The sequence below is a fragment of the Chloroflexaceae bacterium genome (assembly GCA_025057155.1).
GTDB lineage: Bacteria > Chloroflexota > Chloroflexia > Chloroflexales > Chloroflexaceae > JACAEO01.
Genome location: JANWYD010000011.1, coordinates 84,663 through 108,097, shown reverse-complemented (window position 1 = coordinate 108,097; position 23,435 = coordinate 84,663). Strand labels below are relative to the sequence as shown.

The following is a 23,435-nucleotide window of genomic DNA, read 5'->3' as shown; positions in this document are numbered from 1 at the left end:
CCTCCCCCTCAGGGAAGCGGTATGGCAACCTGGTCGCCTCGCGCACCAGCTCGGTAGCTGGGGGAACGGACAGGGTAATACGGGTGCCGCATGATGGGATACCGGTCCGTCTTTGTGCAGGGCCGATGCAAAGTCTCGGGGGGAGGCCCCGGACTCCAGGTTTAGGGATGGTTTGGGCCGCCACCCTGCCAGAACCATCCAAAAAAAATTGACCCTATCGGGCGGCGTAGCCGCCCCAATCCTCAGCCGGGGGGACGTTGCATCAACCCTGCGTCTTTGCAGACGCATCTACTATATGCGGGCGTTCGTGCGGTACCATGAGAAGCGACTGCAGGAAGCGCTTCGACCGGATGGCCCGAGGTGCAAACGGGGGGCATGCATCACCTCTCGGCCCGATAAGAGCGCCTGGGTCGTGCTCGACCTCCCAGGAACGTCTCTTTTACCCGTGGTGTACGGCAGCGTCGCGTAGGGTCTGGCAGGTTGGCGAGCAGAGGGGCCGGAGAGTTCTTCCGGAAATGCTCCTTCCTCAGCAGGTGGTAGTGAAGATACCCGTGCACCACGAGGGGTGCAGTGCGGCGATGTTCCTTGATGTGCAGATGGTTGCGCTGAGCAGGTGAGGACGTGTCATTGATGAAATGGTCGGTTACCCGAGTGCCCATGGCCGCGACCTCCCCGTTCTGGATGGCGCTGAGCCTGGCGACGCTGGCGCTGGTGGCCCTGGCCGACGCGATCACCCCGTTGATGCGCGCCCCGGCAGCGCTCTACGTGCTCCCCATTCTGATCGCCATCTTCGCCCGACGCGCACCGTTCGTGATCGCCGTCGCGGTGCTGGGAACACTGCTGTGCATTGCCAGCTATGCGCTGGCGCCGTTGCCCGAGGAGTGGTCGGCCTACGCGCTGATCAATCCCGGGAGCGCCGTGGGCGGCATGCTCGCCGCGGCCGGTCTGGGCCTGGCCCTGTTGCGCGTCATGGAGCGGAATGAGGAGCAGCAACGAGTGGTGCAACAGCAGTACGAATTGCTGCGTATGGCCAGCACGGCCGGACGCCTGGGCGGCTGGATCGCTTATCTGCCCAACGGTCCGGTACGATGGACGGACGAGGTGGCGCAGATCTACGAACTGGACCCGGCATCGCCTCCGGAGACGCTGGATTTTGAACGCTTCATCGCTCCCGAGCACCTGGAGCGCATGCGCGCCTGTTTCGAGCGCTGTGCGCGTGAGGGCACGCCCTACGACGAGGAGTTCGAGATCATCACCACTGGCGGACGGCGCCTCTGGGTGAGCACCTTCGGGCGCGCAGTGCGCGACGCCAGCGGGAAGATCGTCGCCGTTCATGGCGCGGTGCAGGACATTTCACGCGCCAAGGAGATAGAGGCTTCGCTAGCGCGGAGCGAGGCGCGCTTCCGGCAGTTCGCCGAGTCGGTGCCGTTGATCGTCTGGACTAACGACGTCGCGGGGAAGCTCGATTACATTAATCAGGCCATCGCCGAGCTGTGCGGCCCGGGGGCGCCGGTCCAGGCCCTGGGCGACGGCTGGCTCACCCTGCTGCATCCCGATGACGTGGACGCCGCCCGCGCGGCATGCGAGCAGGGGGTGCGAGCGGGTATGCCCTCTGAAACGGAGTTTCGCTTCCGCACCCGCGACGGGAGCTACCGCTGGCACCTGGCCCGCGCCTTCCCCGTTCGCGACGAACAGGGCAATGTCATCAAATGGTACGGCGCCGCTACTAATATTGACGAGCAGAAGCGCCTCGCCACGCGCCTGCGAACGATCCTGGAAAGCGTCACTGATGGGTTCGTTATCATCGATCCAGATGGGCGGATTGCCTACATGAACACCCACGCCGAACACATCCTGCTCCGAAGCCGGGCCGATCTCCTCGGCAAGAGCATCTACGAGACGTTTCCGCAGATCCGGGGAACGCGGTTCGACCGCGAGTACAGCCAGGCGCGGGCCACGGGGCGCGCGGCCCATTTCGAGGAGTTTTTTCCCCGACGCGGGATCTGGCTGGAGTTCAGCCTCTATCCCTCCGAGGAAGGCGTGGCGGTCTATTTTCGCGACGTGACCCGGCGCCGGCAGATGGAGGACCAGTTGCGGCTGCTGGAAACGGCGGTGGCGCGGCTCAACGATATCGTGATGATCACCGAGGCCCGGCCGATTGATGAACCCGGCCCGCGGATCATCTTCGTCAACGACGCCTTCGAGCGCATCACGGGCTACCGTCCGGATGAGGTGCTGGGGCGCAGCCCGCGTATCCTGCAAGGCCCGCGCAGCCAGCGCAGCGAGCTTGACCGGGTGCGCGTCGCTTTAGAGCAATGCGAATTCATAGTCGTTCGAGTGATTAATTACCGAAAGTCAGGAGAGGAGTTCTGGAACGAATTCAGCATTATTCCTATTACCGACGAGCAGGGCAATTGCACCCATTTCGTCTCCATTCAACGCGACGTTACCGAGCAAGTGAAGCTCGAAGAACAGTTGCGCCAGTCGCAGCGCCTGGAAGCGGTGGGCCAGTTGACCGGCGGGGTGGCCCATGACTTTAACAATCTGCTGACGGTGATGCTTGGCAATGCTGAACTCTTGAGCGAAGCCCTCGCCGGCAACCCCGATCTCAAGATGCTGGCCGAGATGATCGGCGCCGCCGCCCAGCGCGGTTCGGAGCTTACCCAGCATCTGCTGGCCTTCGCCCGGCGCCAGGCCCTCGATCCCCGCGCGGTGGACGTGAACCGGCTGGTAACGGGGATGGACGGGCTGATCCGCCGCGCCCTCGGCGAACACATCGCGATCCAGGCGATCCTCGCTCCCGACCTGTGGCCGGCGCTCGTCGATCCGGCGCAACTGGAGAGCGCGCTGCTCAACCTCTGCATTAACGCCCGCGACGCCATGCCAACGGGCGGCGCATTGACGATCGAAACCGCGAACGTGCTGCTCGATCAGCAGTACGCCGAGCGCGCCACCGAGGTGACCCCCGGCCCCTACGTGCTGATCGCCGTGTCCGACACCGGCGTTGGCATCGCGCCAGAACATTTGCCCCATGTCTTTGAGCCGTTCTTCACCACCAAGGAGAAAGGCAAGGGCAGCGGCCTCGGCCTGAGCATGGTCTACGGCTTCATCAAGCAATCGCGCGGGCACGTGACGATCTACTCCGAGCCTGGTCGCGGCACGACGGTCAAACTGTATCTGCCGCGCGCCGTCGAGACGGTTGCCGGCTATCAGCCAGGCATCGAAAGGACGTGGACAGGCGGGAACGAGACCATTCTGCTGGTCGAAGACGACGAGGCTGTGCGCAACTTTGCCCGCCAGCAATTGACGAGCCTGGGGTACCGGGTGCTGGAGGCCGGGAGCGGGCCAGAGGCGCTGGAGATCGTCCGCGCCCACGATGATATTGACTTGATCTTTACAGATATCGTGATGCCCGGCGGGATGAGCGGGCGCGAGCTGGTGGAAGCGGCGCGCCAGGTGCGACCGGGGATCAAAGCGCTCTATACATCGGGCTATGCTGAAAATGTGATTGTGCACCACGGGCGTCTGGACCCGGGAGTGGTGCTCCTGAGCAAGCCCTACCGCCGCATGGATCTGGCGCGGAAGGTGCGGGAGGCGCTGGCAACCGGGGCTGAGAGTCGAGGTGACGGGGAAAAGAGCATATGACCAGTAGTGTGCCACGCAGACGCCTGTTGATACTGGATGACGATCCGCTGATCGGGCAGACGATCAGCGCCATCGCCACGCTGTCGGGGCTGGACACGCGCTACACCTCGCGCCCCCAGGAGTTCTTTCAGGCCGTTGAGGAATGGAATCCGACCCATATCGCCCTGGATCTGATCATGCCGCAGATGGATGGCATCCAGGTGATCCAGAACCTGGCGTTGCTGGGTTGCACTGCAGGGATCATCATCACCAGCGGCGTTGACGCGCGGGTCCTCGACGCCGCCGGGCGACTCGCCGCCGAGCATGGCCTGAACATTGTCGGGGTGGTTGCCAAACCCTTCACACCGACGCGATTGCGGCAGTTGTTGCTCAGCAATATTCCATCGAATGCCGTTGAGCGTGGAACCGCGCAATCCGGCGCGCTGGCGCCCGCGACGGAGCTTGATGCCAACGAGTTGCGGCGCGCTCTCCTCGGCGGGGCCATCATTCCCTACTACCAGCCCAAGGTTGTCTGCGCCACCGGCGCCCTGGCGGGTTTCGAGGTCCTGGCCCGCTGGCGCCATCCCGACCGGGGCCTGATTCCTCCCGCTCGCTTCGTTCCCCTGGCCGAAGCCGCCGGCCTGATTGACGAACTGACGCTGCGGGTGACCGACCAGGCGCTGCGCTGGTTCGCGCCACTCTGTACCGGCAGGAACAGCGTCACCCCCTCGCCCGCTTCCACCGGGCTGGAGACAGGCTTGCAACTGGCGGTGAACATCTCGGCGCGGACGCTGAGCAATACCGCGCTCTTTGATCAGATTCGCGCCCGGTGCCGGCAACTCGGCATCGCCCCGGAGCACCTGAGTTTTGAACTGACCGAGAGCAGCGCGATAGACGATCCCACCGCCTCGCTTGACCTGCTCACCCAGCTGCGGATGCATGGCTTTCACCTGGCCCTTGATGATTTTGGCGCCGGTTTTTCGTCTATGCTGCAACTGGTGCGCCTGCCCGTCTCGGAGATCAAAATCGACAAGTCGTTCGTGATGACGGCGATGCAATCGAAGGAGTCGCGCACCGTGACACGCTTTATCGTTGACCTCGGACGCAGCCTGGGGCTCCGCTGCACCGCCGAGGGGGTCGAGAACGCGCACGTGCTGGCCTATCTGCGAAGCATTGGCTGCGATCTGGCGCAGGGCTACGCTATCGCCCAGCCAATGCCCGGCGAGGCGGCCCTGCAGTGGATGGGGCGGCGAGCCTCGCTACGCTAGAGCACTGACCGGAATGCTTGATCCACTGAGGAATCTGAGCGGTGTAGCTCGCTGCGCCTGCGCCGCCATCGTTACGGGTCAACCTTTTCAAGAAACGCTATAGTGCGCTTCCTGCCAACCTGTTGGAGCGTCCGCATGACGCCGACACGTTCAAATGCGCCGCGCCTAATCCGCAATCCAAAATCGGCAATCTACAATTTTTTCCAACCAGGGAACAGTTAAGTAGTAGTGTGTGAACGAAGTTTTTCGCTCAACCCCACCCCCTCCCCAACCCTCCCCCGCCGGGTGAGGGAGTCCGGCGCCTCCCAGCCAACGGGGGGAGGTTGGGAGGGAGGCGGAATTGCCGGGAAACTTGTTTTACAGACTGGTAAGGAGCAACGGTATGTCCGACCCTGGCAGCGTAAGCGCCGAGAAGCAGCGGCAGGCGGTCAATCTATGGCCGTTCGGCGCGGGCCTGGGACTGTTTGTATTGCTCTTCGCCGTGGGCAGCGCGGTCGGCGGGGAGCCTGGCCAGATTATGGCTGCCAGCGTCAACACGCTGCCGTTCGCCGTGCTGGCGGTGCTGGCCTACCTTGGCGGCGAACGCCCCAACTGGGCCTGGGTCGCCACAGGGCTGTGGCTGGCGCTGATGGTTGGCGGCGTCAGCCTGATTGCCCTGGGCCTGTCGGCAAGCGTGCTCAGCGGCGGCCGCTTGACCGAAACAGAGCGTTTGCCCCTCCTGGGGCCGGCGGAACTGGCGCGCCTGGGACTGGTGATGCTGGGCATCGCGGGCAGCATCGCTATTGGCGCGCTGTTCATCCTGCCCGCGGCGCGCCGCCTCCTCGCCAGGATCGTGCCCATCAATCCAGCGTCATTCGTGCATGCCGTCGCCCTGATTGCCGTGGTGACCATCGGGCTGGTCGCTATCGTGCCCCTGGTCGTGCTCGGCGCCCCCCCGTTCCTGACCCTGGTTGATAATCTGGCCGGGAATGCCGGCGGGCGCGACGCAGCCGGGTTGCTGCGCGATCAGATCTACAGTCTGATCTGGACGATTCCGGCAGCCATTCTTGCCGTCGGCTTTGGCATCACGCGCGATCTGCGCGGGGCGCTGGCGCGGCTGGGGCTGACCCGCCCGACGCCGCGCCAGGCGCTGATAGGGCTGGGGCTGGCCCTGCTCCTGGCGGGGGCCGCGCAGGCGCTCGGTGCGGCCATCGAGTGGCTCTGGGGGCTGATGGGCTGGCCGGTAACCGACGAGGAAGCTTTTGAGCAATTGTTTGCCTTTGCCATTAACCCGGTTGGCGCGCTGGTGATTGGCATCTCCGCCGGTCTGGGGGAGGAACTGGCGATGCGGGGCGTGTTGCAGCCACGCCTGGGGTTGTGGCTCTCCAACTTCTTCTTTACGAGCCTGCACGCCTTCCAGTACAACTGGGACGCCCTGCTGATCGTCTTTCTCGTCGGCGTGGCGTGCGGGATCGTGCGCCAGCGCAGCAGCACCAGCGTGGCGGCGATCGTGCACGGAGGGTACAATTTTACCCTGATTATGCTGGTAGCTCTGGGGGTGGGAAAGTGAACCAGACACCGGTCCAGATCAGGACGTTCGGGTTCGCCGGTCCCTGCACGGCCCCGCGCCGTTGACGGGGGGCATCGCGCTGGCTATAATGCCGCCGGAGGGTCGCGCACAGGGTCTGGCGATGAAACTGATCGTGTTTGTCACCGACGATGCCCACGCCGACGTGAGCGTGGACACCCTGGTCGGGCAGGGTTTCCGGGTCACGCGCCTGGCGACGACCGGCGGCTTTCTGCGCCGGGGCAATACAACCCTGCTCGTCGGCGTCGAGGATCAGCAGGTAGACCAGGCCTGCGATCTGGTCAAGGGCGTCGCCCCTGGCACCCTGGCGATTATCATGGACCTGGAGCGCTACGAGCGCCTGTGAAGATCCTCTACGTCACCGCTGGCATTCCGGTGCCAGGGGCTCTCGGCGGCAGCACCCACGCCTACGAGGTAGCGCGAGGTCTGGTCAGGCGCGGGCACGAGGTGCATCTTGTGGCCGCGTCGCGCGAAGGCTGGAGCGGCCTGGCGCCCTTCGTCCGCCCGGTCTCCTCGCGTCTCGACGGCATCTACCTGCACTATCAGGACGTGCCCAAGGTCCTGAGCCTGCTGGGCGCGGCGCCGGTGCTACGCCTGGCGCGCCTCCTGCGCCCCGATGTGATCATCGAGCGCTACTACAACTTCGCCGGGGTCGGCATCCTCGCTGCCCGACACCTTGGTGCGCCCGCGCTCCTGGAAGTCAACGCCCTGATCGTTGACCCGCCCGCCGTCTTCAAGCGGCGCCTCGACGATGCCCTGGGCGGCCCGCTGCGGCGCTGGGCCGAGTGGCAGTGCCGCGCCGCCGACCGCATCGTGACGCCGCTGCACACTACGGTGCCGCCGAGCATCCCCCGCACCCGGATCGTCGAGTTGCCCTGGGGCGCCGATGTGGAGCGCTTCGCTCCCGTGGCCCGGCAGCGGCGCCAGATCCACTCCCCGCCCAACGTGGTCTTCCTGGGTTCATTTCGCGCCTGGCACGGCGCCACCGATGTCGTGCGCGCCGGGCTGCGCCTGCTCGACCAGGGTCACGACCTGCGCTTCACCCTGATCGGCGACGGGCCGGAGCGGGCCGCCGCCATGGCCCTCGCCGCGCCGCGGGCGGAGCGTTTCACCTTTACCGGGGCCGTGCCCTATGCCCGCGTGCCTGACCTGCTCGCCGCCGCCGACGTGGGCGTGGCGCCCTTCACTACCGCGCCGCACCCGGCCCTGCGCGCTGCCGGCTTCTTCTGGTCGCCGCTGAAGGTCTACGAGTACATGGCTGCCGGCCTGCCCGTGGTGACCACGGCCATCCCTCCCCTCACGGAGGTCATCCGCGAGGGCCGCGAGGGCGCCCTCTTCCCCGAAGGCGACGTGGAGGCCCTGGCCGCGGCCATCGCCCGCGTACTCGCCAACCCCGCCGCCGCCCTGGCTATGGGTGCGGCCGCCCGCGAGCGGGTGGTAGCCCGCTACTCCTGGCAACGCCACTGCGCCGAGCTGGAGCGCATTCTTGAAGAACTGAGGCAGTCCTCACCCTCCCCCTGACCCCATCCCTCTCCACCTGCGGCGGAGAGGGAGGAAGCGCGCCCGCACGCCTCCGCCCGCAGCAGGGCGTGGGAGGGCTGCGCCCTCCCGCGAAGGACTTATTCTCGATAGGGTCCGGCGCAGCCGGTTGACAGACGCCCGCCATCTGGCATAATGAAAAAAGAGCGGGGCCAGGCCCCGCATCTGTATGTGGAGCAGCGTGATGACCCTGTTGAGCGTCGGCGGCCTGACCAAGTACTACGGCGCCGAACTGATTTTCGAGGACCTCAGCTTCCAGGTGGCCCGGGGCGAGAAGGTCGCCCTGGTCGGCGTGAACGGCGCCGGCAAGAGCACCTTGCTGAAGATCATCGCCGGCCTGGAAAGCCCCGACGCGGGCCAGGCGGCCATCGCGCGCGGCGCTCGCATCGCCTATCTGGCCCAGGAGGTGCGCTTCGGCGGCGACCTGACCCTCTGGCAGGAGATGGAGCGCGCCCTGGCGACCCTGCGCGATCTGGAGGCGGAGATGCGGGCTCTCGAACCGGTGATTGCCGACACCGCCGCTCCGGGCTGGGAAGCGGCGATGGAGCGTTACGGGCAACTTACCGCCCGCTTCGAGCACATGGGCGGCTACGAGGTCGAGCCGCGCATCAAGCGCACCCTGCAGGGCCTGGGGTTCCACGAGAGCCAGTACCACCAGCGCATGGCCCACTTCTCCGGCGGCCAGAAGACCCGCGCCGCCCTCGCCGCCGCGCTGCTCTCTGACCCCGACCTGCTGCTGCTCGATGAGCCGACCAACCATCTCGACATGCAGGCCCTGGAGTGGCTTGAACACTTCCTCCGTTCCTGGGATGGCACGCTGATCGTGACCTCCCACGACCGCTACTTCCTTGATCGCGTCACCCGGCGCACCCTGGAAGTGGCCTTCGGCAAACTGGAGGACTACCCGGCCCCCTACAACCGCTACCTAGAACTCAAGGCCGAGCGTATGGAACGGCGGCTGAAGGAGTTTCGCGCCCAGCAGGAGTTCATTGCGCGCACCGAGGAGTTCATTCGCCGCTACAAGGCCGGCCAGCGCGCCCGCGAGGCAAAGGGCCGCGAGAAGCGCCTCGAACGGCTGAAGCGCGAGCGGGCCATCGAACGGCCCCGCGAACCGGCGCGCCTGCGTCTCTTCCTCGACACCCAGCTTCGCAGCGGCGCCCTGGCGCTCGCCCTCGACGACCTGGTGGTCGGCTTTCCCGGCGACGGCCCGGACACCGCCCCCCGCGTGCTGCTGCGCGCCGATGGGCTTGAGGTGCATCGCGGCGAACGGGTGGCCCTCCTCGGCCCCAATGGCTGTGGTAAGACGACCCTGCTGCGGACCATTCTGGGCCAGGTGCGCCCGCTGCGGGGCCAGGCGCGCCTGGGACATCAGGTGCACATCGGCTACTACGCCCAGGGCCACGACGCGCTCAACTGGAACGCGACCGTGCTGGAGGAACTGACGCGGGCCAGCCCGACCCTCGGCGAAGCCGCGGCACGCACCCTGCTGGGGCGCTTCCTCTTCAGCGGCGACGATGTGTTCAAGCGCGTTGGCGACCTCAGCGGCGGCGAACGCTCGCGGGTCGCCCTGGCCCAACTGACGCTGCTGCCGGGCAACCTGCTCATCCTTGACGAGCCGACCAATCACCTGGATATCGGCGCCCGCGAGGCCCTTGAAGCCGTGCTCAAGGAGTATCCCGGCGCGATCCTCTTCGTCTCCCACGACCGCTACTTTATTGACGCCCTGGCCGATAAAGTCTGGCACGTCGAACAGGGGCGCATTCGCGAGTACCTGGGCGGCTACAGCGACTTCGTCGCCGCCCGCGAAGCGGCCGCCGCAGCGCCGTCCGAGGCGCAGGCGGCGCGCGCGCCTGCTCCTGCTCCCGCTGCGGCGCGGCCGGCGGCGGCCTCCGAGACAACCGCGCTGCAAGATCGCCAGCGCAAGAAGCGCCTGGCGGCGCTGGAAGCGGAAGTGGCCCTGCTCGAACAGGAACTTGGCCGCCTCAAGGCCGACCTGGAGCGGGCCAGCGCCGCCCGCGACGTGCAACAGATCACTGCCCTGGGCACGCAATACGCCGAACTCGAAACCCTGCTGGCGGCGAAGTACGACCAGTGGGCCGAACTGGCCGCCTGAAGCCAGGCTCTCGAACGGGAAGGGCCGGGAAGACTACGCCCTTCCAGAAAACCCTCCTCACTGGTCGTTCGAAGGGGTGCGGGCAAACCGGGTTTCCCCACGCCTCTGCCTGGGCAAGGGGCTGCAAGAGTTACGCCCTCGCAGAAAACCCTCCTGCGTGAGGGGAGGATCGCGGAAGGCTGCGCCCTTCTGCGATCCTCCACCGAAAGGGAACCCAAACATTAGCGCGGCAAAACCAGGTCTTGAGGGGAACAAAACCGTGAGCAAAGACATCAAAAATGCTATCGTAGTGGCGACCGGATTTCTTTTTGGCGCCTGGCTCTATTACCTGTACCAGGAAGGCGGTTGGAACTTAATGTTAAGAGATGGGTGGCAGGGATTGGTTGTGGCGCTGCTGTTTCTGGCGGTTGTCTTTCTCTGGGATCGGGTGAGGAAAAGGAATTAAAAGGGTGGCGGGGGCCTGCGGCCCCAGAAGGATATCCCTGGGCCTCCCCTACCAGGATCAACCCGCAACGGCGGCGAACGGCTGCGCTTCCTCGCCGCGCCAGGGGGGCGTCAGGCGTTACCAACGCTAGAGGAGAGGACCATGGGCATCGCGTGTTGCGGCCCGGATAACAAGACCCTTGACGCAAGGATCGAGCAAGAGCATATTCGCTTGTTGTATGACAGGATCGCGCCACTTTATGATATCTGGGCGATCTTGACAGAATCAAACGCCAGGAACAGAGCCCTGGAACTCGCGGCGATTCAAGATGGCCAGTCTATTCTTGAAGTCGCTGTAGGGACAGGACTGGCGTTTTATGAAATAGTCAAACGCAACCCAAACGGCATTAATATCGGCGTCGATCTATCGAAGGGCATGCTCGAAAAAGCAAAAAGACGCCTCAGAGGAATTTCCGGAGCGAACTACACTCTGGCTGTGGGAACGGCCTTTCATCTAGGCATCAAAGACGAATCGATTGACACCCTGACAAATCATTACATGCTCGACCTTATCCCGTTCAGTGACATGGATAACATTCTGTTGGAATACAGGCGTGTGCTTAAAAAGAACGGGAAACTTATTATGGTCAACATGACCGAAGGTGAACGCTTTGGAAGTAAGATTTACGACGTTGTCTACAGCATTTCACCGAAAACCATGGGCGGTTGTCGCGGCATCAAGTTGAAAGAACGATTACAACAGCTCGGATTCAGCGTTGAAGCGCGAGAGTATTACCAGCAGATGCTATTTCCTTCCGAGGTCATTGTTGCTTACAAAGCAGGAGTTTGAAATCACCCCATACTACATCGAGACTCCGTCTGAGCGGGGGGTGCACGAGCCTGCGCCCCCCGCAGGAGTTCCTGTTCCGGTGCGGCGCGGCCTCGTCGCGGTGCACCAGAACGGGTCTTTCAGAGAGGTAAAGTTCCTCGAAGCCTCGGAGATAGGCGAAGGTTTCGTGTTTGGGCCTGGCTCTGAAACCGGTCTCTGCTCCAGCCCCGGAGAGGCCCCTCTCCTCCCACACCTTGCCCGGAAGATCAGGTATAATCCCCTGCGGTGACCGGTAAGCGGAGCGGAGGAAACCACGCTCCCCGTTGAGGAGTTGCATACGAGCGATGCCCAGACGCACGGATCTGCATACCATCTTGATTATCGGCTCTGGCCCGATTGTGATCGGCCAGGCCTGTGAATTCGACTATTCGGGGGCCCAGGCCTGCAAGGCTCTGCGCGAAGAGGGCTATCGCGTCGTGCTGGTCAACTCCAACCCCGCGACGATTATGACCGACCCGGGGCTGGCCGATGCCACCTACATCGAGCCGCTTACCGCCATGAGCCTGGAGCGCATCATCGCCAAAGAGCGCCCTGATGCGCTGCTCCCCACCGTCGGCGGGCAGACCGCGCTGAACCTGGCGGTCGAACTCCACGAGGCCGGCGTGCTCGAGCGCTATGGCGTCGAACTGATCGGCGCCTCGGTCGAAGCGGTGCGTGTCGCCGAGGATCGCCAGCGCTTCAAAGACAAAATGATCGAGATTGGCCTCGAGGTGCCCGCCTCGGGCACCGCCCATACCGTTGAGGAGGCCCTGGCCATCGTGGCCCGCACCGGCTTCCCGGCGATTATTCGCCCTTCCTTCACCCTCGGCGGGATGGGCGGCGGAATCGCCTACAACCTGGAGGAGTTCAAGGAGATCGTCGAACGCGGTCTCGACGCCTCGCCGGTCACCCAGGTGCTGGTTGAAGAGAGCGTCCTGGGCTGGAAGGAGTTTGAACTCGAAGTGATGCGCGACCGCGCCGATAACGGGGTGATTGTCTGTTCGATTGAGAACATTGACCCCATGGGTGTGCACACCGGCGAGTCGGTCACCGTTGCGCCAGCGATGACCCTCACCGACCGCGAGTACCAGCGCATGCGCGATATGGGCCTGGCGGTGCTGCGGGCCGTCGGCGTCGAAACCGGCGGCTCGAACGTGCAGTTCGCCGTGAACCCCGACGACGGGCGCATCTATGTCATCGAGATGAACCCCCGCGTTTCGCGCTCCTCGGCTCTGGCCTCCAAGGCCACCGGCTTCCCCATCGCCAAGATTGCCGCCAAGCTCGCCGTTGGCTACACCCTCGACGAGTTGCCCAACGACATCACTCGCGAGACCCCGGCGAGCTTCGAGCCGACCCTCGACTATGTGGTGGTGAAGATCCCTCGCTGGGCCTTCGAGAAGTTCCCCCAGGCCGATCAGACCCTCACCACCAGTATGAAGTCGGTCGGCGAGGTGATGGCGATCGGGCGCACCTTCCCTGAAGCCTTCCAGAAAGCCTGGCGCTCGCTGGAGCAGGGCCGCCTGGGCTGGGGCGCAGACGGCAAGGACCGCATTAACCCTGAGCGCCTGCGCGAGCGCCTGATCACTCCCAATCCTGAGCGTTACTTCTACATCCGCTACGCCCTGCAGAGCGGTATGAGCGTCGAACAGATCAGCGCCCTGACCCGCATTGATCCCTGGTTCCTGCACCAGATGGAGCAGATCGTCAATCTGGAAGGGCGCCTGCGCGCCTTTACGCTGGACACCGTGCCCGCCGATCTGCTGCGCCAGGCCAAGCGCATGGGCTTCTCTGACGCCCAGCTCGCCTTCCTGCTGCGCGTCGAGGGCGGCGCCGCCGATAGCCCCCCCGAACTCCAGGTGCGCGCCCGGCGCAAGGAACTGGGCATTGTGCCGACGTTCCTGCGGGTGGACACATGCGCGGCGGAGTTTCCCGCCTTCACGCCCTATCTCTACTCCAGCTACGAGAGCGAGGACGAGGCCGATGTCAGCGACCGCAAGAAGGTGATCATCCTCGGCTCCGGCCCCAACCGCATCGGCCAGGGCATCGAGTTCGACTACTGCTGCGTCCACGCCGTGTTCGGCCTGCGCGATATGGGCTACGAGACGATCATGATCAACTGCAACCCCGAGACCGTCTCGACCGACTATGACACCGCCGACCGGCTCTACTTCGAGCCGCTGACGCTCGAAGACGTGCTCAACGTCGTCGAACGCGAACGTCCCGATGGCGTGATTATCCAGTTTGGCGGCCAGACGCCCCTCAAGCTGGCCCGCGCCCTGGAGGCCGCTGGCGTGCCAATCTGGGGCACCCCGCCCGAAGCGATCGACCTGGCCGAGGACCGTGACCGCTTCGGCGCTCTGCTTGACCGGCTGGGCATTCCCGCACCGGCCCATGGCAGCGCCACCAGTTGGGAGGAGGCCCGCCGGGTCGCCGCCGCCATTGGTTACCCCGTGGTGGTGCGCCCCTCCTACGTGCTCGGCGGGCGCGCCATGGCCATCGTCTACGATGACGAGACCCTGGAGCGCTACATGCGTGAGGCGGTGGAGGCCTCGCCCGAACATCCGGTGCTGATTGACCGCTTCCTGGAAGACGCCTTCGAGATGGATGTGGATTGCGTGGCCGATGGGCAGGAAGTGGTCATCGCCGGGATCATGGAGCAGATTGAACTGGCCGGCGTCCACTCCGGCGACAGCGCCTGCGTGATCCCCACCTACATGGTCGCGCCGCAGCACGTCGCCACCATGCGCGAGCACACCGTGCGCCTGGCGCGCGAACTGGGCGTGGTGGGCCTGATGAACGTCCAGTACGCCATGAAGGACGACGTGGTCTATGTGCTCGAGGTCAACCCGCGCGCCTCGCGCACGGTGCCCTTCGTGGCCAAGGCCACCGGCGTGCCCTGGGCGCAGATCGCCGTGCAATGCGCCGCCGGCAAGCCGCTCAGCGCCTGGCGCGAGGTGATGAAACAGGGCGAAGCGCAGATCTTCAACCCCCACGCCCCCCGCTACCACGTCAAAGAGGTCGTCCTGCCCTGGGCGCGTTTCCCCGGCGTGGACATCCTGCTCGGCCCCGAGATGCGCTCCACCGGCGAGGGGATGGGCAGCGGGGCCACCTTTGGCGAGGCGTTCGCCAAGGCCCAGCTTGGCTGCGGCCAGCGTCTGCCCCTCAGCGGCAACGCTTTTCTCAGCGTCAACGACCGCGACAAGCCCACCCTGCTGCCCATCGCCCGCGACCTGGAAGCCCTGGGCTTCACCCTGCTGGCTACCGGCGGCACGGCGGCGTTTCTGCGGGAGCGCGGCATCACCGTCACGACCATCTACAAGGTGAACGAGGGCCGCCCCAACGTCGTAGACTACATCAAGAACGGCCAGATCGCCCTGATCGTCAACACCCCCCTGGGCAAGGCCAGTTTCTTCGACGAAGCCGCCATCCGCCGCGCCGCAATCGTCTACGGCGTGCCGACCCTCACCACCCTCTCCGGGGCCGCCGCCGCGGTGGAGGCCATTCGCGCCCTCCGCGATGGAGCCTGGACGGTCGAGAGCCTGCAGGAACGGTTTGCGTGGATTGGGTGATGGCACCAGTTGGTTCGGCCATCTGAAATCGTATGACACCCTGGCGTGGCGCGCGCCTCTTCCCTCACCTGGTAGCTTTGCTATGCTATACCGGCGCAGCGGTAATCCTTACCTGGCCGATGGCCACCGCCTTCACCACGGCCATCGCCAGCGCACGAACCATCCACGGCTACCTCTATGACGCTCGCGAAGATGGCATCCAGAATGTCTGGAACATCTGGTGGACGCTGCGCGCCCTGCGCTCCGGGCACAATCCTTTCTGGACCGATCTGCTCTACTACCCCGACGGCGTTCAGCTCTATGTCCAGACCATGGGCCTGAGCAATTTCCTCGCAACGCTCCCCGTGGCAGCGCTGTTCGGGCCAGTAGCCGGGTTCAACGCCGCGGTCCTGCTGGCCATGGCCGGCAGCGGCTATGCGGCCTTCCTGCTCGCCCGCTTCTTTACGCCCTACCTGGGCATTGCCCTCCTGTGCGGGCTATTGTTAACGGCCAGCCCGTTCCACATGTTCAAGCTCCAGATCCACCAGTTGAACCTGATCAGCTTCCAGTGGCTCATCTTCTATCTGCTGGCATTGCTGCACCTGGAGCGCAATCCCTCGTGGCGAACGGTGCTAGCAACGATTGGGGCCACAGTGCTGGTCATGCTGAGCGACTGGTACTGGTTGCTGATCGCTCTAATTGGCGCGCTACCCTGGGGCCTGGCCGCCCTGGCGCGCTCTTCCCGGCGCGCCGATCTGCTGCGCGCCTTCGCCGGCCTCGGAGCAGGTGTGGGGCTGGCGACCCTCCCACTGCTGATCGGGATCGTCCAGGCGCGCCACCGTCTGCCGGCAGCGGCGCCGCGTGACGCGATCTGGTTCGCCTATATCCAGGGCTTCTCAGCCGATCTGTTGGGACTATTTGCCCCCAATATGCTGCATCCCCTCTGGGGCGAGCGCCTGTGGGAGATCACCCGTCCGCCACCGACGGACTTTGCCGCCGATGGCTGGTACGTGGCCGCCGGTTGGGTCTTGCTGGGGTGCGCGGCCCTGGGTCTGCCAGAACTGTGGCGTCGCCAGCGTCCCCTGGCGCTGATGGGGCTGGTAGCCTGGCTGTTGTCGCTGGGACCAGCGCTCCGAATCGCCGGTCAACCCACCGGGCTGCCCCTGCCTTACGCTCTGGTACAGGAGCTTCCTCTGGTCCAGATCGCCCGCCGCCCCTCGCTGTTCACGACCCTGGTGCTCCTGGTGGCCGTGGTGGCGGCGGCCCTGGGTCTGCAGCGCCTGCTCGCCCCCCAGCCGCCCGGACGAAGGGCGTTGCTGGTTGGCGCCATCGCCGTTCTGGCGATAATCGAACTGGCCCCGCCCGGCCCGGGGCAACGGCAACTGATTGTCCTTGAGCCTCCAGCGTTGATGGCAGAACTACGGGCGCGGCCTGGCGCCGTGGCTGATCTGCCCTTTGCCCCGATGGAAGATAGCCGCTCACTGCTGAACCAGATCGGTCACGAGCAGCCGATCATTGGCGGCTACGTCGCGCGGTGGCCAAGCTATCCGGCGCTTGAGCGGGCGCCGCTCCTGGGAGCTATCGCGCAGATGGGCCTTACGCCAGACATTGCGCCTCTCGACCTCGAAACGTTAGGCGCCATGCAGTGCGCCTACCCGGTGCGCCATATCTTGCTCTACCGACCGGAGGTGGGCCCTGATCAGCATGCCGCCATCGCCGAACTGGCGGCCGTTCTCACGGGCGCGCCACCCGTGCCACAGGTGGTTGGCGATTACCTCTGGTACGAATTGCCGGTTCCGTCGCCGCCCTGCCCCCCCTTCGCCAGCATGGGCGCGGGCTGGCACCCCCTCGAAGAACACCCGTCTGGTCGCTCGCGCTGGATGGACGAGGAGGCCGTAATCAACCTGATCAACCCTCAACCCTGGCCGCTACGAGTACAACTTGACCTGGGGCTGATCGCCTTTGATCAGCCCCGGCCACTGGTTGCAACCCTCGGCAACGGGCCGGCTGCTACCTGGATCGTCCAGTCTGACCAACCGCGGCGCTACACGACCCAGGTGCTGCTCACCCCCGGTGTCAACGAACTACGCCTGCGGGCGCCCGCCGCCTCCGACCCGGCGGCGCCTCGGCGCATCAGCCTGTGCGCGTTTGCTATTGCTCTGCGACCGGTCGAACCATAAGCTGCTGGCGCGTGTTCAGATTTACCGCCGAGCACGCAGAGGAACGTAAAGGATGAGCTTTTGAAGCCCTTTGCGCCCCTCCGCGCCCTCTACGGTGCGAACGTGTGCGGTAGATGCGAACATTATCGGCTGCCGGCTTCGGAGGGGATGTAAGGAAACCAGGTTTCCCCATACCCCTGCCCGATGGAGGAACCCGCGGCGCCCGCAACCGGTCACCACACCTCGTTCCGCAGCACCCCGATGCGCTCAATCTCGCACTCCATCACATCGCCGGCCCGCAGCCAGCGCGGCGGATTCATGCCCATGCCCACGCCAGCGGGCGTGCCGGTGGCAAAAATATCTCCTGGCTCGAGGGTGATGCCGCGGCTGAAGGTGGCAATGCAGGTCGGAATATCGAAGATCATATCGCTGGTGTTCGAGTCCTGCATCGTCACCCCGTTGAGACGCAGGCGCAGGCGCAGATTGTGCGGGTTGGGGATCTCGTCGGCGGTGACGATCCAGGGACCCATGGGGGCCGAACCATCGAGGCTCTTGCTATAGAAAAACTGCTGATGGCGCGTTTGCAGATCACGGGCCGAAACATCGTTCAAAATAGTATAGCCGAAGACGTGGCTCAAGGCCCGCTCCCTGGAAATGTTCCTGCCGCCAACGCCGATCACTACCGCCAGTTCCACCTCCCAGTCGCGCTGGGAAGAGACGTCGGGCATGAGCGGCACCACGGCCTCGGGATGGTTGACCGCCGTGGGCGCCTTGGAGAAGAAGACGGGGTATTCGGGCAGTGTCTCGGGCAGACCTCTGGCCCGCAGCGACTCGATTGCATGAGCGGCGTAGTTCATCCCCAGGCAGATGATGTTCTTGCGAGGTCTGGGGATAGGCGCCAGCAACGAAACCGCCTCAAGCGGCACGGCGCTTTCAGCGCTGGCGGTGATCGCCCGGGCGCGGGCCAGCAATGACGGCCCCCCGGCGATCAACTCCAGCATTGATGGCGCAACCTCGCTCAGATCAACGATCGCCTCGTCGCGCAGGGCGCCAATCCGCTCCGCGCCTTCGTGGCGATAGGTCACCAATTTCATACCCTCGCTCCCTCATCTCCAGGACGGCTCATCCAATGATGTGGCGTATGGTAGCATATTCCTGGCGGCGCACCGCGCCGCGCCGCCAGAGCATACGCATTGCGCACCGGAAGAATATGGCAGGGCTAGACCCTCCCACGGGCCGCAGTAAGGCCCTGCGCCTCCCCCCTCTCAGGTATAAGGGTTTTTCGAGTAAGAAGGGGGTTTCGGCATTCCAATGCACTTACGATCCTCACCCCCCGCCCCGGATGGCGCATGCGACGCGAGTATGGGCCGGAAAACCCTGCACCTGAGAAGCGCCTCCCCCTCCCTCTCCACCTGCGGTGGAGAGGGAGGGGGCCGGGGGAGGGTGAGGACCACCCCCCAACACGGCGAAATCACATCCCTGTGGTCTCCATAATCGGCCGTGGCGTAAAGACCAGGATAAACACCACCAGCCCCAGGAAGGCCAGGAGGCGCCAGGGGCCGCGCAGGGGCGAGACCTCATTAAGCAGGGGGCTGCGCTGCTGACCCAGGAGGGCCACGATCACCGCCCAGATGAACCAGCCGCTCCAGAGAAAGCCCATCGCGAGCAGAGCCAGCGCGACGACCATGCTCATTGCCCGCGCCAGCCGCGGCCCAAACAGGGCGAAGAAGATGTGCCCTCCGTCAAGCTGGCCCGCGGGCAACAGGTTCAGCCCGGTGACGAGCAGGCCGGCCCAGCCCGCCAGGGCCACTGGATGCAGGTACACATCCTCGCCATTGCTGGGCAGAAATCGCCCAAAGACGAGGATCTTGATCGCCGCGTAGAGCAGGCTGTTGCCTTCGGTAAAACTGCCGGGCGCAGGCACAATCGGGCGCACCTCGGAAATGCTCAGCCCGATGAAGAGCACCGGAATGGCTACAATCAGCCCCGCCAGCGGGCCGGCGATGGCGATGGCCAGCAGGGCGCGCCGGTTCGGCACCGGTTCTTTGATCGAAATAAAGGCGCCCATCGTACCCAACAGAAAGATCGGCGCGGGGATGAAGAAAGGATAACTCACTGCCACGCCCTCGCGCCGCGCCACCACATAGTGGCCCAGTTCGTGGGCAAGCAGAATGCCCAGCAGCGCCGCGCTGAAACCCAACCCCTTCGCCAGATTAAAGCCCTCGGCGGAAAACCCGCCCACAAAGATCGTCGAGGCCACGGTAAGGGCGAAGAGCAGCAGCGCCAGCCAGAGCCGCGAGGGCGCCGGTCTGGGCAATGCCGGCGCCGCTACCAGCGCCACCTGATGATCGCCGGCCTCCTGCAACAGCGGTGTATAGCCCATCGCCCGCAGCCGCGGCGCTACCCGATCATAGGCGCTCTGCGCCTCCATACGCAGCCGGCCCACAAAGCGCGTCGCCATCTGGTCATCACGGGCGAGTTGTAAACGCTCTACCGCATCAATTGCCATCACCTCCGCCACCGCGGCGTAGAGCGCGTCCGTCGGTTCGGCTACATAGAAATCCATACTTCTGCCAATCGCTCGTTTCGTGAATGGCACACTATCGGCCATGCTTTTGCTATTATTGTGATCATCATACCACGGCGCCCTTCCCTCTGGACAGGCTTAATGCTATACTCAGGGCTGATGCAAAGTCCCTGGGGCGAGTTTCGCACTCCAGGTTTTTCTCTGGCGGCTACGCTGCCAAAACCTACGAAATAATGATCCTGTCGGGCAGCGTAGTCGCCCCAAAATCCGCCACTGGAAGTGGACGCTGAGTCAGTTCTGATGTTATACTGACCTTGCAACAGGGCGCTGGAACGCGCTACACACGCTTGGAAAACCCGGTTTGCGCCTGCGCTGCCGTCCTGGAGGCGTCGGGAGGTCTAACCTCACCGCAACCCTTTCGTCCGCATGCAGCGGGTGCGCGCTGTACAGAAGGGGAGACGTTTCTGCCGCCGTGAGCGAACGCATATCGTCGAAGGCGGCGCCTCCGCATCCGCTTCGCAGAGGTACACAGGCGAAGCTGGTCCTTTGCAAGAAACCTGGCTCTCAGCTATGTTTCAAATCGGCCTGACTAACCGTTCGACCCCTCTGCACCTCTGCAGCTCTGTGTCTTCACCGAGGAGCAACGGTCAAGCTGGAACGTCCCGGTCTGTACCATGCCTTATTCCTCGTCTCCATTCGAGCGTATGACCGAGCCGGCACACATTCTGATTGTTGAGGATGATCAGATTATCCAGCGGGTTTACCATGATGTTCTCGTCGCCGATGGCTACCGTGTGTCTCTGACTGCCAGCGGCGAGGAAGCCCTGGCATATCTCCATCTTATTACCCCTGACATTATTCTGCTCGATCTGGCTCTGCCCGGCATTGACGGCCTCGAAATCACCCGGCGCATCAAGGCTGACCGATCCAAACCTTTTATCCCCGTGATGATCATCTCCGCGACGGCCGACCTGAGCACGAGCGTCGCCAGTCTCGACGCCGGCGCCGATGATTTTCTGGTCAAACCTATCGCCATTGACGAACTGCTGGCGCGTGTTCGGGCGATGCTGCGGCTGCAACGGGCGCAACGCGGGCTGGAGCGGGCCCAGCGTAAAACCGAACTGCTGCTGCACCTGACCCGCGACCTGGGTTCCAGCATCGATCTTGACGCCCTGCTCACCGGGTTCCTTGATCATCTCGCCGACGCAGTAGGGGCTGCGCGTGCCAGTATCATTCTGACCGATGTAGACGCAGAGCAGGTGCTCTGCTACTCCAGCAGTCGGAACCCGGCCAGCGCCACGCTCCAGCATATTCTGCAACAGGGCGTGGCCGGCTGGGTGCTGCGGGAACGCCGCCCGCTGACCATTGCTGATACGCGCCAGGACGGGCGCTGGTTCACCGCCAATCCACTGCACAGCAATGTGCGTTCCGTCGCGGCGATGCCGATAATGCGCGAGGGCCGCGTCCTGGGAGTGATCACCCTGGTGCACCATACGCCCGGCTACTTCACCGAGGAGCATCTGGAACTGGTCACCTCGGTGGCGGCTCAGAGCGCCGTAGCCATCGAGAGCGCCCAGCTCTTCCGCCTGACCCGGCGCCAGAAGGAACTGCTCGCCCGCCGCGCCGAAGAACTGCGCAAGGTCAATGAGATCAACACCTACCTTGCCGAACTCATGGCGCCCGAGCAGTTGATGCGCCTGATGGTCTATATGATCCAGCAGCAGTTTGGCTATCCCCGCGTCAGCCTGCTGCTGTTGCAGGGTGAGCGCCTCGTGCTCCAGGCCGATGCCGGCGGCGCCGCCACAGCGGCGGTGAGCGTATGCGCCCGGCGGGGCCTGAGCGGGTGGGCCATTGCCCACCGGCAAGCGGTGCGAGTGGCCGATGCTTCCCATGACCCGCGCTTCGAGCCAATGCTGCCCGGCGACGAGCAGGTGCGCGCGCTGCTGGTTATGCCGGTGATGCTGCGCCGTGAGATGCTGGGCACCCTCGAACTGCGCAGCCCGGACGAAGACGCTTTCGGCCCCAACGACGAGGCGGTGCTCAATGCGATTGTCAACCAGTTCAGCATCGCGCTGGGGAATGCCCGCCTCCTCGAACAGGAACAACGACGCATCTCGCAACTCAGCCAGGTCAATCGCCTCTCGGTGGCTATTACCGCCCAGATTGACGCGCCGCAGAACCTGCAACTCGCCGCCGATGCCGTAGCGGCGATCTTCGGCGTGCCCCAGGCTGGCCTGGTGCTGTTTAACGACGCTGAGCGGCAGGAGCAGCCCCTGATCGCCTTCCACGGAGGGCCAACCCTGTACGACGCCGATCTGGAACGTTTGTTCACCACCCATTCCGACGCGCGGCAGGTGATCCTGAACGCGCGTGAGCCAACGCTGATCCGCGGGCTGCGCGCCGATCCACGCTTCACCGCTCTGCACGAGTTCTTCACCGCCCGCGCGATCGAGGATATGCTCTTCGTACCGCTGCTAGCCGGCCAGCGCGTTCTTGGCGTCCTCTGCATCGATGCGACGGGTCGCGAGGCGGGTTTCGGACGCGCCGATCTGGAACTGGCCACGACCGTGGCCAGCCTCATCGTCCAGGTAATGGAGAATGCCCGTCTCTACCGGGTAGTTGCGGAGGAACGCTCCACCCTGAACGCGGTGCTACGCGGCGCGACGGACCCTATCCTGCTCGTTGGCCCGCAATGTGAGTTGCTGCTCGCCAATCGCGCTGCGGAAGAATGCCTGGGGCTGAATCTAGGCGTCGCGCGCGGCCAGAGTCTCGGGGCGCTCGAGCATGGCAACCGCCCCGCCATCAGCCAGTTGGCGCCGCTGATCCAGCAGGCCAATGGCGTGGGCGCCGCTGCCGAGATCGTTCTGACCGACGACGTAACCTTCAGCGTCAGCGTCGCGCCCGTGCGCGGCGCCGATGAAACCCCCCTCGGTCACGTGGCGGTGCTACGCGACATTAGCCCGATCAAACGCCTGGAGCGCCAGGAACGCGAGCGGCTCCGCAGCGTCTTCCGGCGCTATGTGTCGCCCCAGGTGGCCGAACAGCTGCTCGACGCCGGCACGGAATTTGGCCATCCCACCGAGCGCGATGTGGCGGTGATTTTCGCCGACATGCGCGGCTTTACGACCATTACCGAACGTACTCCTCCTGGCTTATTGATCGAAAAGATCCTCAACCGCTATTTCACCGCCATGACTGAAGTGCTCTACGCTTTCGGAGGCACCATTGATAAATTTCTCGGCGATGGAATCATTGGCGTATTTGGATCGCCAATCGCCTATGCCGACGATCCGCAGCGTGCCCTGGTCGCTTCGGTTGAGATGCAACGAGCCTTCGCCCGCCTCGCCCGCCAGTGGCGCACCGAACTGGGTCTCGATATCGGGATGGGCGTCGGGCTCAGCTATGGCCGCGCCGTGGTCGGGAATATCGGTTCCGAACAACGTCAGGACTACACGCTGATCGGAGATGTCGTGAATACTGCTTCGCGTCTCTCCGGACTCGCCCGCGCCGGGCAGGTGATCGTCTCCTATCACCTGGTTGAGGCCCTGCCCCCGTCCTGGCAGTCGCCCTGGCCCCTGATCCCCCTTGGCAGCGTGGATCTCAAGGGAAAACTCGAACCCCATCGCGTGTACGAAGTGAAAATCCCCTGACACTCTCTGCAAGAGGCGCCCTGTCTGTAAGCCGTCTTGACAATATCATGTAAAAACTTTATCATACGACTACCCTGCCGAATGAGAACGGCACAGGCTGGAGTGCTTTGTGTCGGACGCGCCAGTAACCCATGGATTGAGAGCATCGT

13 protein-coding genes are annotated in these 23,435 nt (G+C 64.6%); 11 read left to right on the top strand and 2 right to left on the bottom strand.

Features of this window, described 5'->3' with window-relative positions; genetic code table 11:
• The first annotated feature begins 630 nt into the window (after nt 1–630).
• The 10 genes from NZU74_11900 (at nt 631) to NZU74_11855 (ending at nt 17,130) form a co-directional block, all read left to right on the top strand.
• A complete protein-coding gene (locus NZU74_11900) occupies nt 631–3,645 on the top strand; it encodes a PAS domain S-box protein (protein ID MCS6882026.1) in 3,015 nt (1,004 codons plus the stop codon).
• The gene (locus tag NZU74_11895) at nt 3,642–4,892 is read left to right on the top strand and encodes an EAL domain-containing response regulator (GenBank protein MCS6882025.1); all 1,251 of its coding nucleotides are present in this window, start codon (nt 3,642–3,644) and stop codon (nt 4,890–4,892) included. Before NZU74_11900 ends, NZU74_11895 begins: the two co-directional genes overlap by 4 nt.
• A 382-nt stretch (nt 4,893–5,274) precedes the next feature.
• Complete coding sequence (locus NZU74_11890; protein ID MCS6882024.1) at nt 5,275–6,441, top strand: CPBP family glutamic-type intramembrane protease; 1,167 nt, start codon at nt 5,275–5,277, stop codon at nt 6,439–6,441.
• 121 nt (nt 6,442–6,562) lie between these two features.
• Nucleotides 6,563–6,805 carry a cyclic-di-AMP receptor gene (locus NZU74_11885; protein ID MCS6882023.1) on the top strand — a complete coding sequence of 81 codons (243 nt, stop codon included), beginning with the start codon at nt 6,563–6,565 and terminating at the stop codon, nt 6,803–6,805.
• A complete protein-coding gene (locus NZU74_11880; GenBank protein MCS6882022.1) occupies nt 6,802–7,980 on the top strand; it encodes a glycosyltransferase family 4 protein in 1,179 nt (392 codons plus the stop codon). Before NZU74_11885 ends, NZU74_11880 begins: the two co-directional genes overlap by 4 nt.
• 202 nt (nt 7,981–8,182) lie before the next feature.
• The gene (locus NZU74_11875) at nt 8,183–10,111 is read left to right on the top strand and encodes an ABC-F family ATP-binding cassette domain-containing protein (GenBank protein ID MCS6882021.1); all 1,929 of its coding nucleotides are present in this window, start codon (nt 8,183–8,185) and stop codon (nt 10,109–10,111) included.
• Between the two features lie 259 nt (nt 10,112–10,370).
• Complete coding sequence (locus NZU74_11870) at nt 10,371–10,556, top strand: hypothetical protein (protein MCS6882020.1); 186 nt, start codon at nt 10,371–10,373, stop codon at nt 10,554–10,556.
• A gap of 141 nt (nt 10,557–10,697) precedes the next feature.
• Entirely contained in the window at nt 10,698–11,384 is a 687-nt protein-coding gene (locus tag NZU74_11865) for a methyltransferase domain-containing protein (GenBank protein MCS6882019.1), read from the top strand.
• A 323-nt stretch (nt 11,385–11,707) separates the two neighbouring features.
• Nucleotides 11,708–14,971 (top strand): carbamoyl-phosphate synthase large subunit, encoded by a 3,264-nt coding sequence (gene carB, locus NZU74_11860; GenBank protein ID MCS6882018.1) that lies wholly within the window; start codon nt 11,708–11,710, stop codon nt 14,969–14,971.
• Between the two features lie 32 nt (nt 14,972–15,003).
• Nucleotides 15,004–17,130: a hypothetical protein gene (locus tag NZU74_11855; GenBank protein MCS6882017.1), complete on the top strand. Its 2,127-nt coding sequence runs from the start codon at nt 15,004–15,006 to the stop codon at nt 17,128–17,130.
• Nucleotides 17,131–17,342: 212 nt separating this feature from the next.
• On the opposite strand, the gene NZU74_11850 is transcribed toward NZU74_11855, so the two are convergent.
• Together NZU74_11850 and NZU74_11845 are read right to left on the bottom strand one after the other, a co-directional pair.
• Nucleotides 17,343–18,203 carry a fumarylacetoacetate hydrolase family protein gene (locus NZU74_11850; protein ID MCS6882016.1) on the bottom strand — a complete coding sequence of 287 codons (861 nt, stop codon included), beginning with the start codon at nt 18,201–18,203 and terminating at the stop codon, nt 17,343–17,345.
• A gap of 377 nt (nt 18,204–18,580) precedes the next feature.
• Nucleotides 18,581–19,675, bottom strand: a complete 1,095-nt coding sequence (locus NZU74_11845) for a site-2 protease family protein (protein MCS6882015.1) — start codon at nt 19,673–19,675, stop codon at nt 18,581–18,583.
• A gap of 665 nt (nt 19,676–20,340) precedes the next feature.
• Here NZU74_11845 and NZU74_11840 point away from each other — a divergent pair.
• Nucleotides 20,341–23,286: a GAF domain-containing protein gene (locus NZU74_11840; protein ID MCS6882014.1), complete on the top strand. Its 2,946-nt coding sequence runs from the start codon at nt 20,341–20,343 to the stop codon at nt 23,284–23,286.
• The last annotated feature ends 149 nt before the right edge of the window (nt 23,287–23,435 follow it).

Excerpts from the sequence above, each read along its gene's own strand:
- NZU74_11900 (MCS6882026.1), top strand. The coding sequence starts at position 631 with ATGAAATGGTCGGTTACCCGAGTGCCCATGGCCGCGACCTCCCCGTTC.
- NZU74_11895 (MCS6882025.1), top strand. The coding sequence starts at position 3,642 with ATGACCAGTAGTGTGCCACGCAGACGCCTGTTGATACTGGATGACGAT.
- NZU74_11890 (MCS6882024.1), top strand. The coding sequence starts at position 5,275 with ATGTCCGACCCTGGCAGCGTAAGCGCCGAGAAGCAGCGGCAGGCGGTC.
- NZU74_11885 (MCS6882023.1), top strand. The coding sequence starts at position 6,563 with ATGAAACTGATCGTGTTTGTCACCGACGATGCCCACGCCGACGTGAGC.
- NZU74_11875 (MCS6882021.1), top strand. The coding sequence starts at position 8,183 with ATGACCCTGTTGAGCGTCGGCGGCCTGACCAAGTACTACGGCGCCGAA.
- NZU74_11865 (MCS6882019.1), top strand. The coding sequence starts at position 10,698 with ATGGGCATCGCGTGTTGCGGCCCGGATAACAAGACCCTTGACGCAAGG.
- carB (MCS6882018.1), top strand. The coding sequence starts at position 11,708 with ATGCCCAGACGCACGGATCTGCATACCATCTTGATTATCGGCTCTGGC.
- NZU74_11855 (MCS6882017.1), top strand. The coding sequence starts at position 15,004 with ATGACACCCTGGCGTGGCGCGCGCCTCTTCCCTCACCTGGTAGCTTTG.
- NZU74_11850 (MCS6882016.1), bottom strand. The coding sequence starts at position 18,203 with ATGAAATTGGTGACCTATCGCCACGAAGGCGCGGAGCGGATTGGCGCC.
- NZU74_11845 (MCS6882015.1), bottom strand. The coding sequence starts at position 19,675 with ATGGATTTCTATGTAGCCGAACCGACGGACGCGCTCTACGCCGCGGTG.
- NZU74_11840 (MCS6882014.1), top strand. The coding sequence starts at position 20,341 with ATGACCGAGCCGGCACACATTCTGATTGTTGAGGATGATCAGATTATC.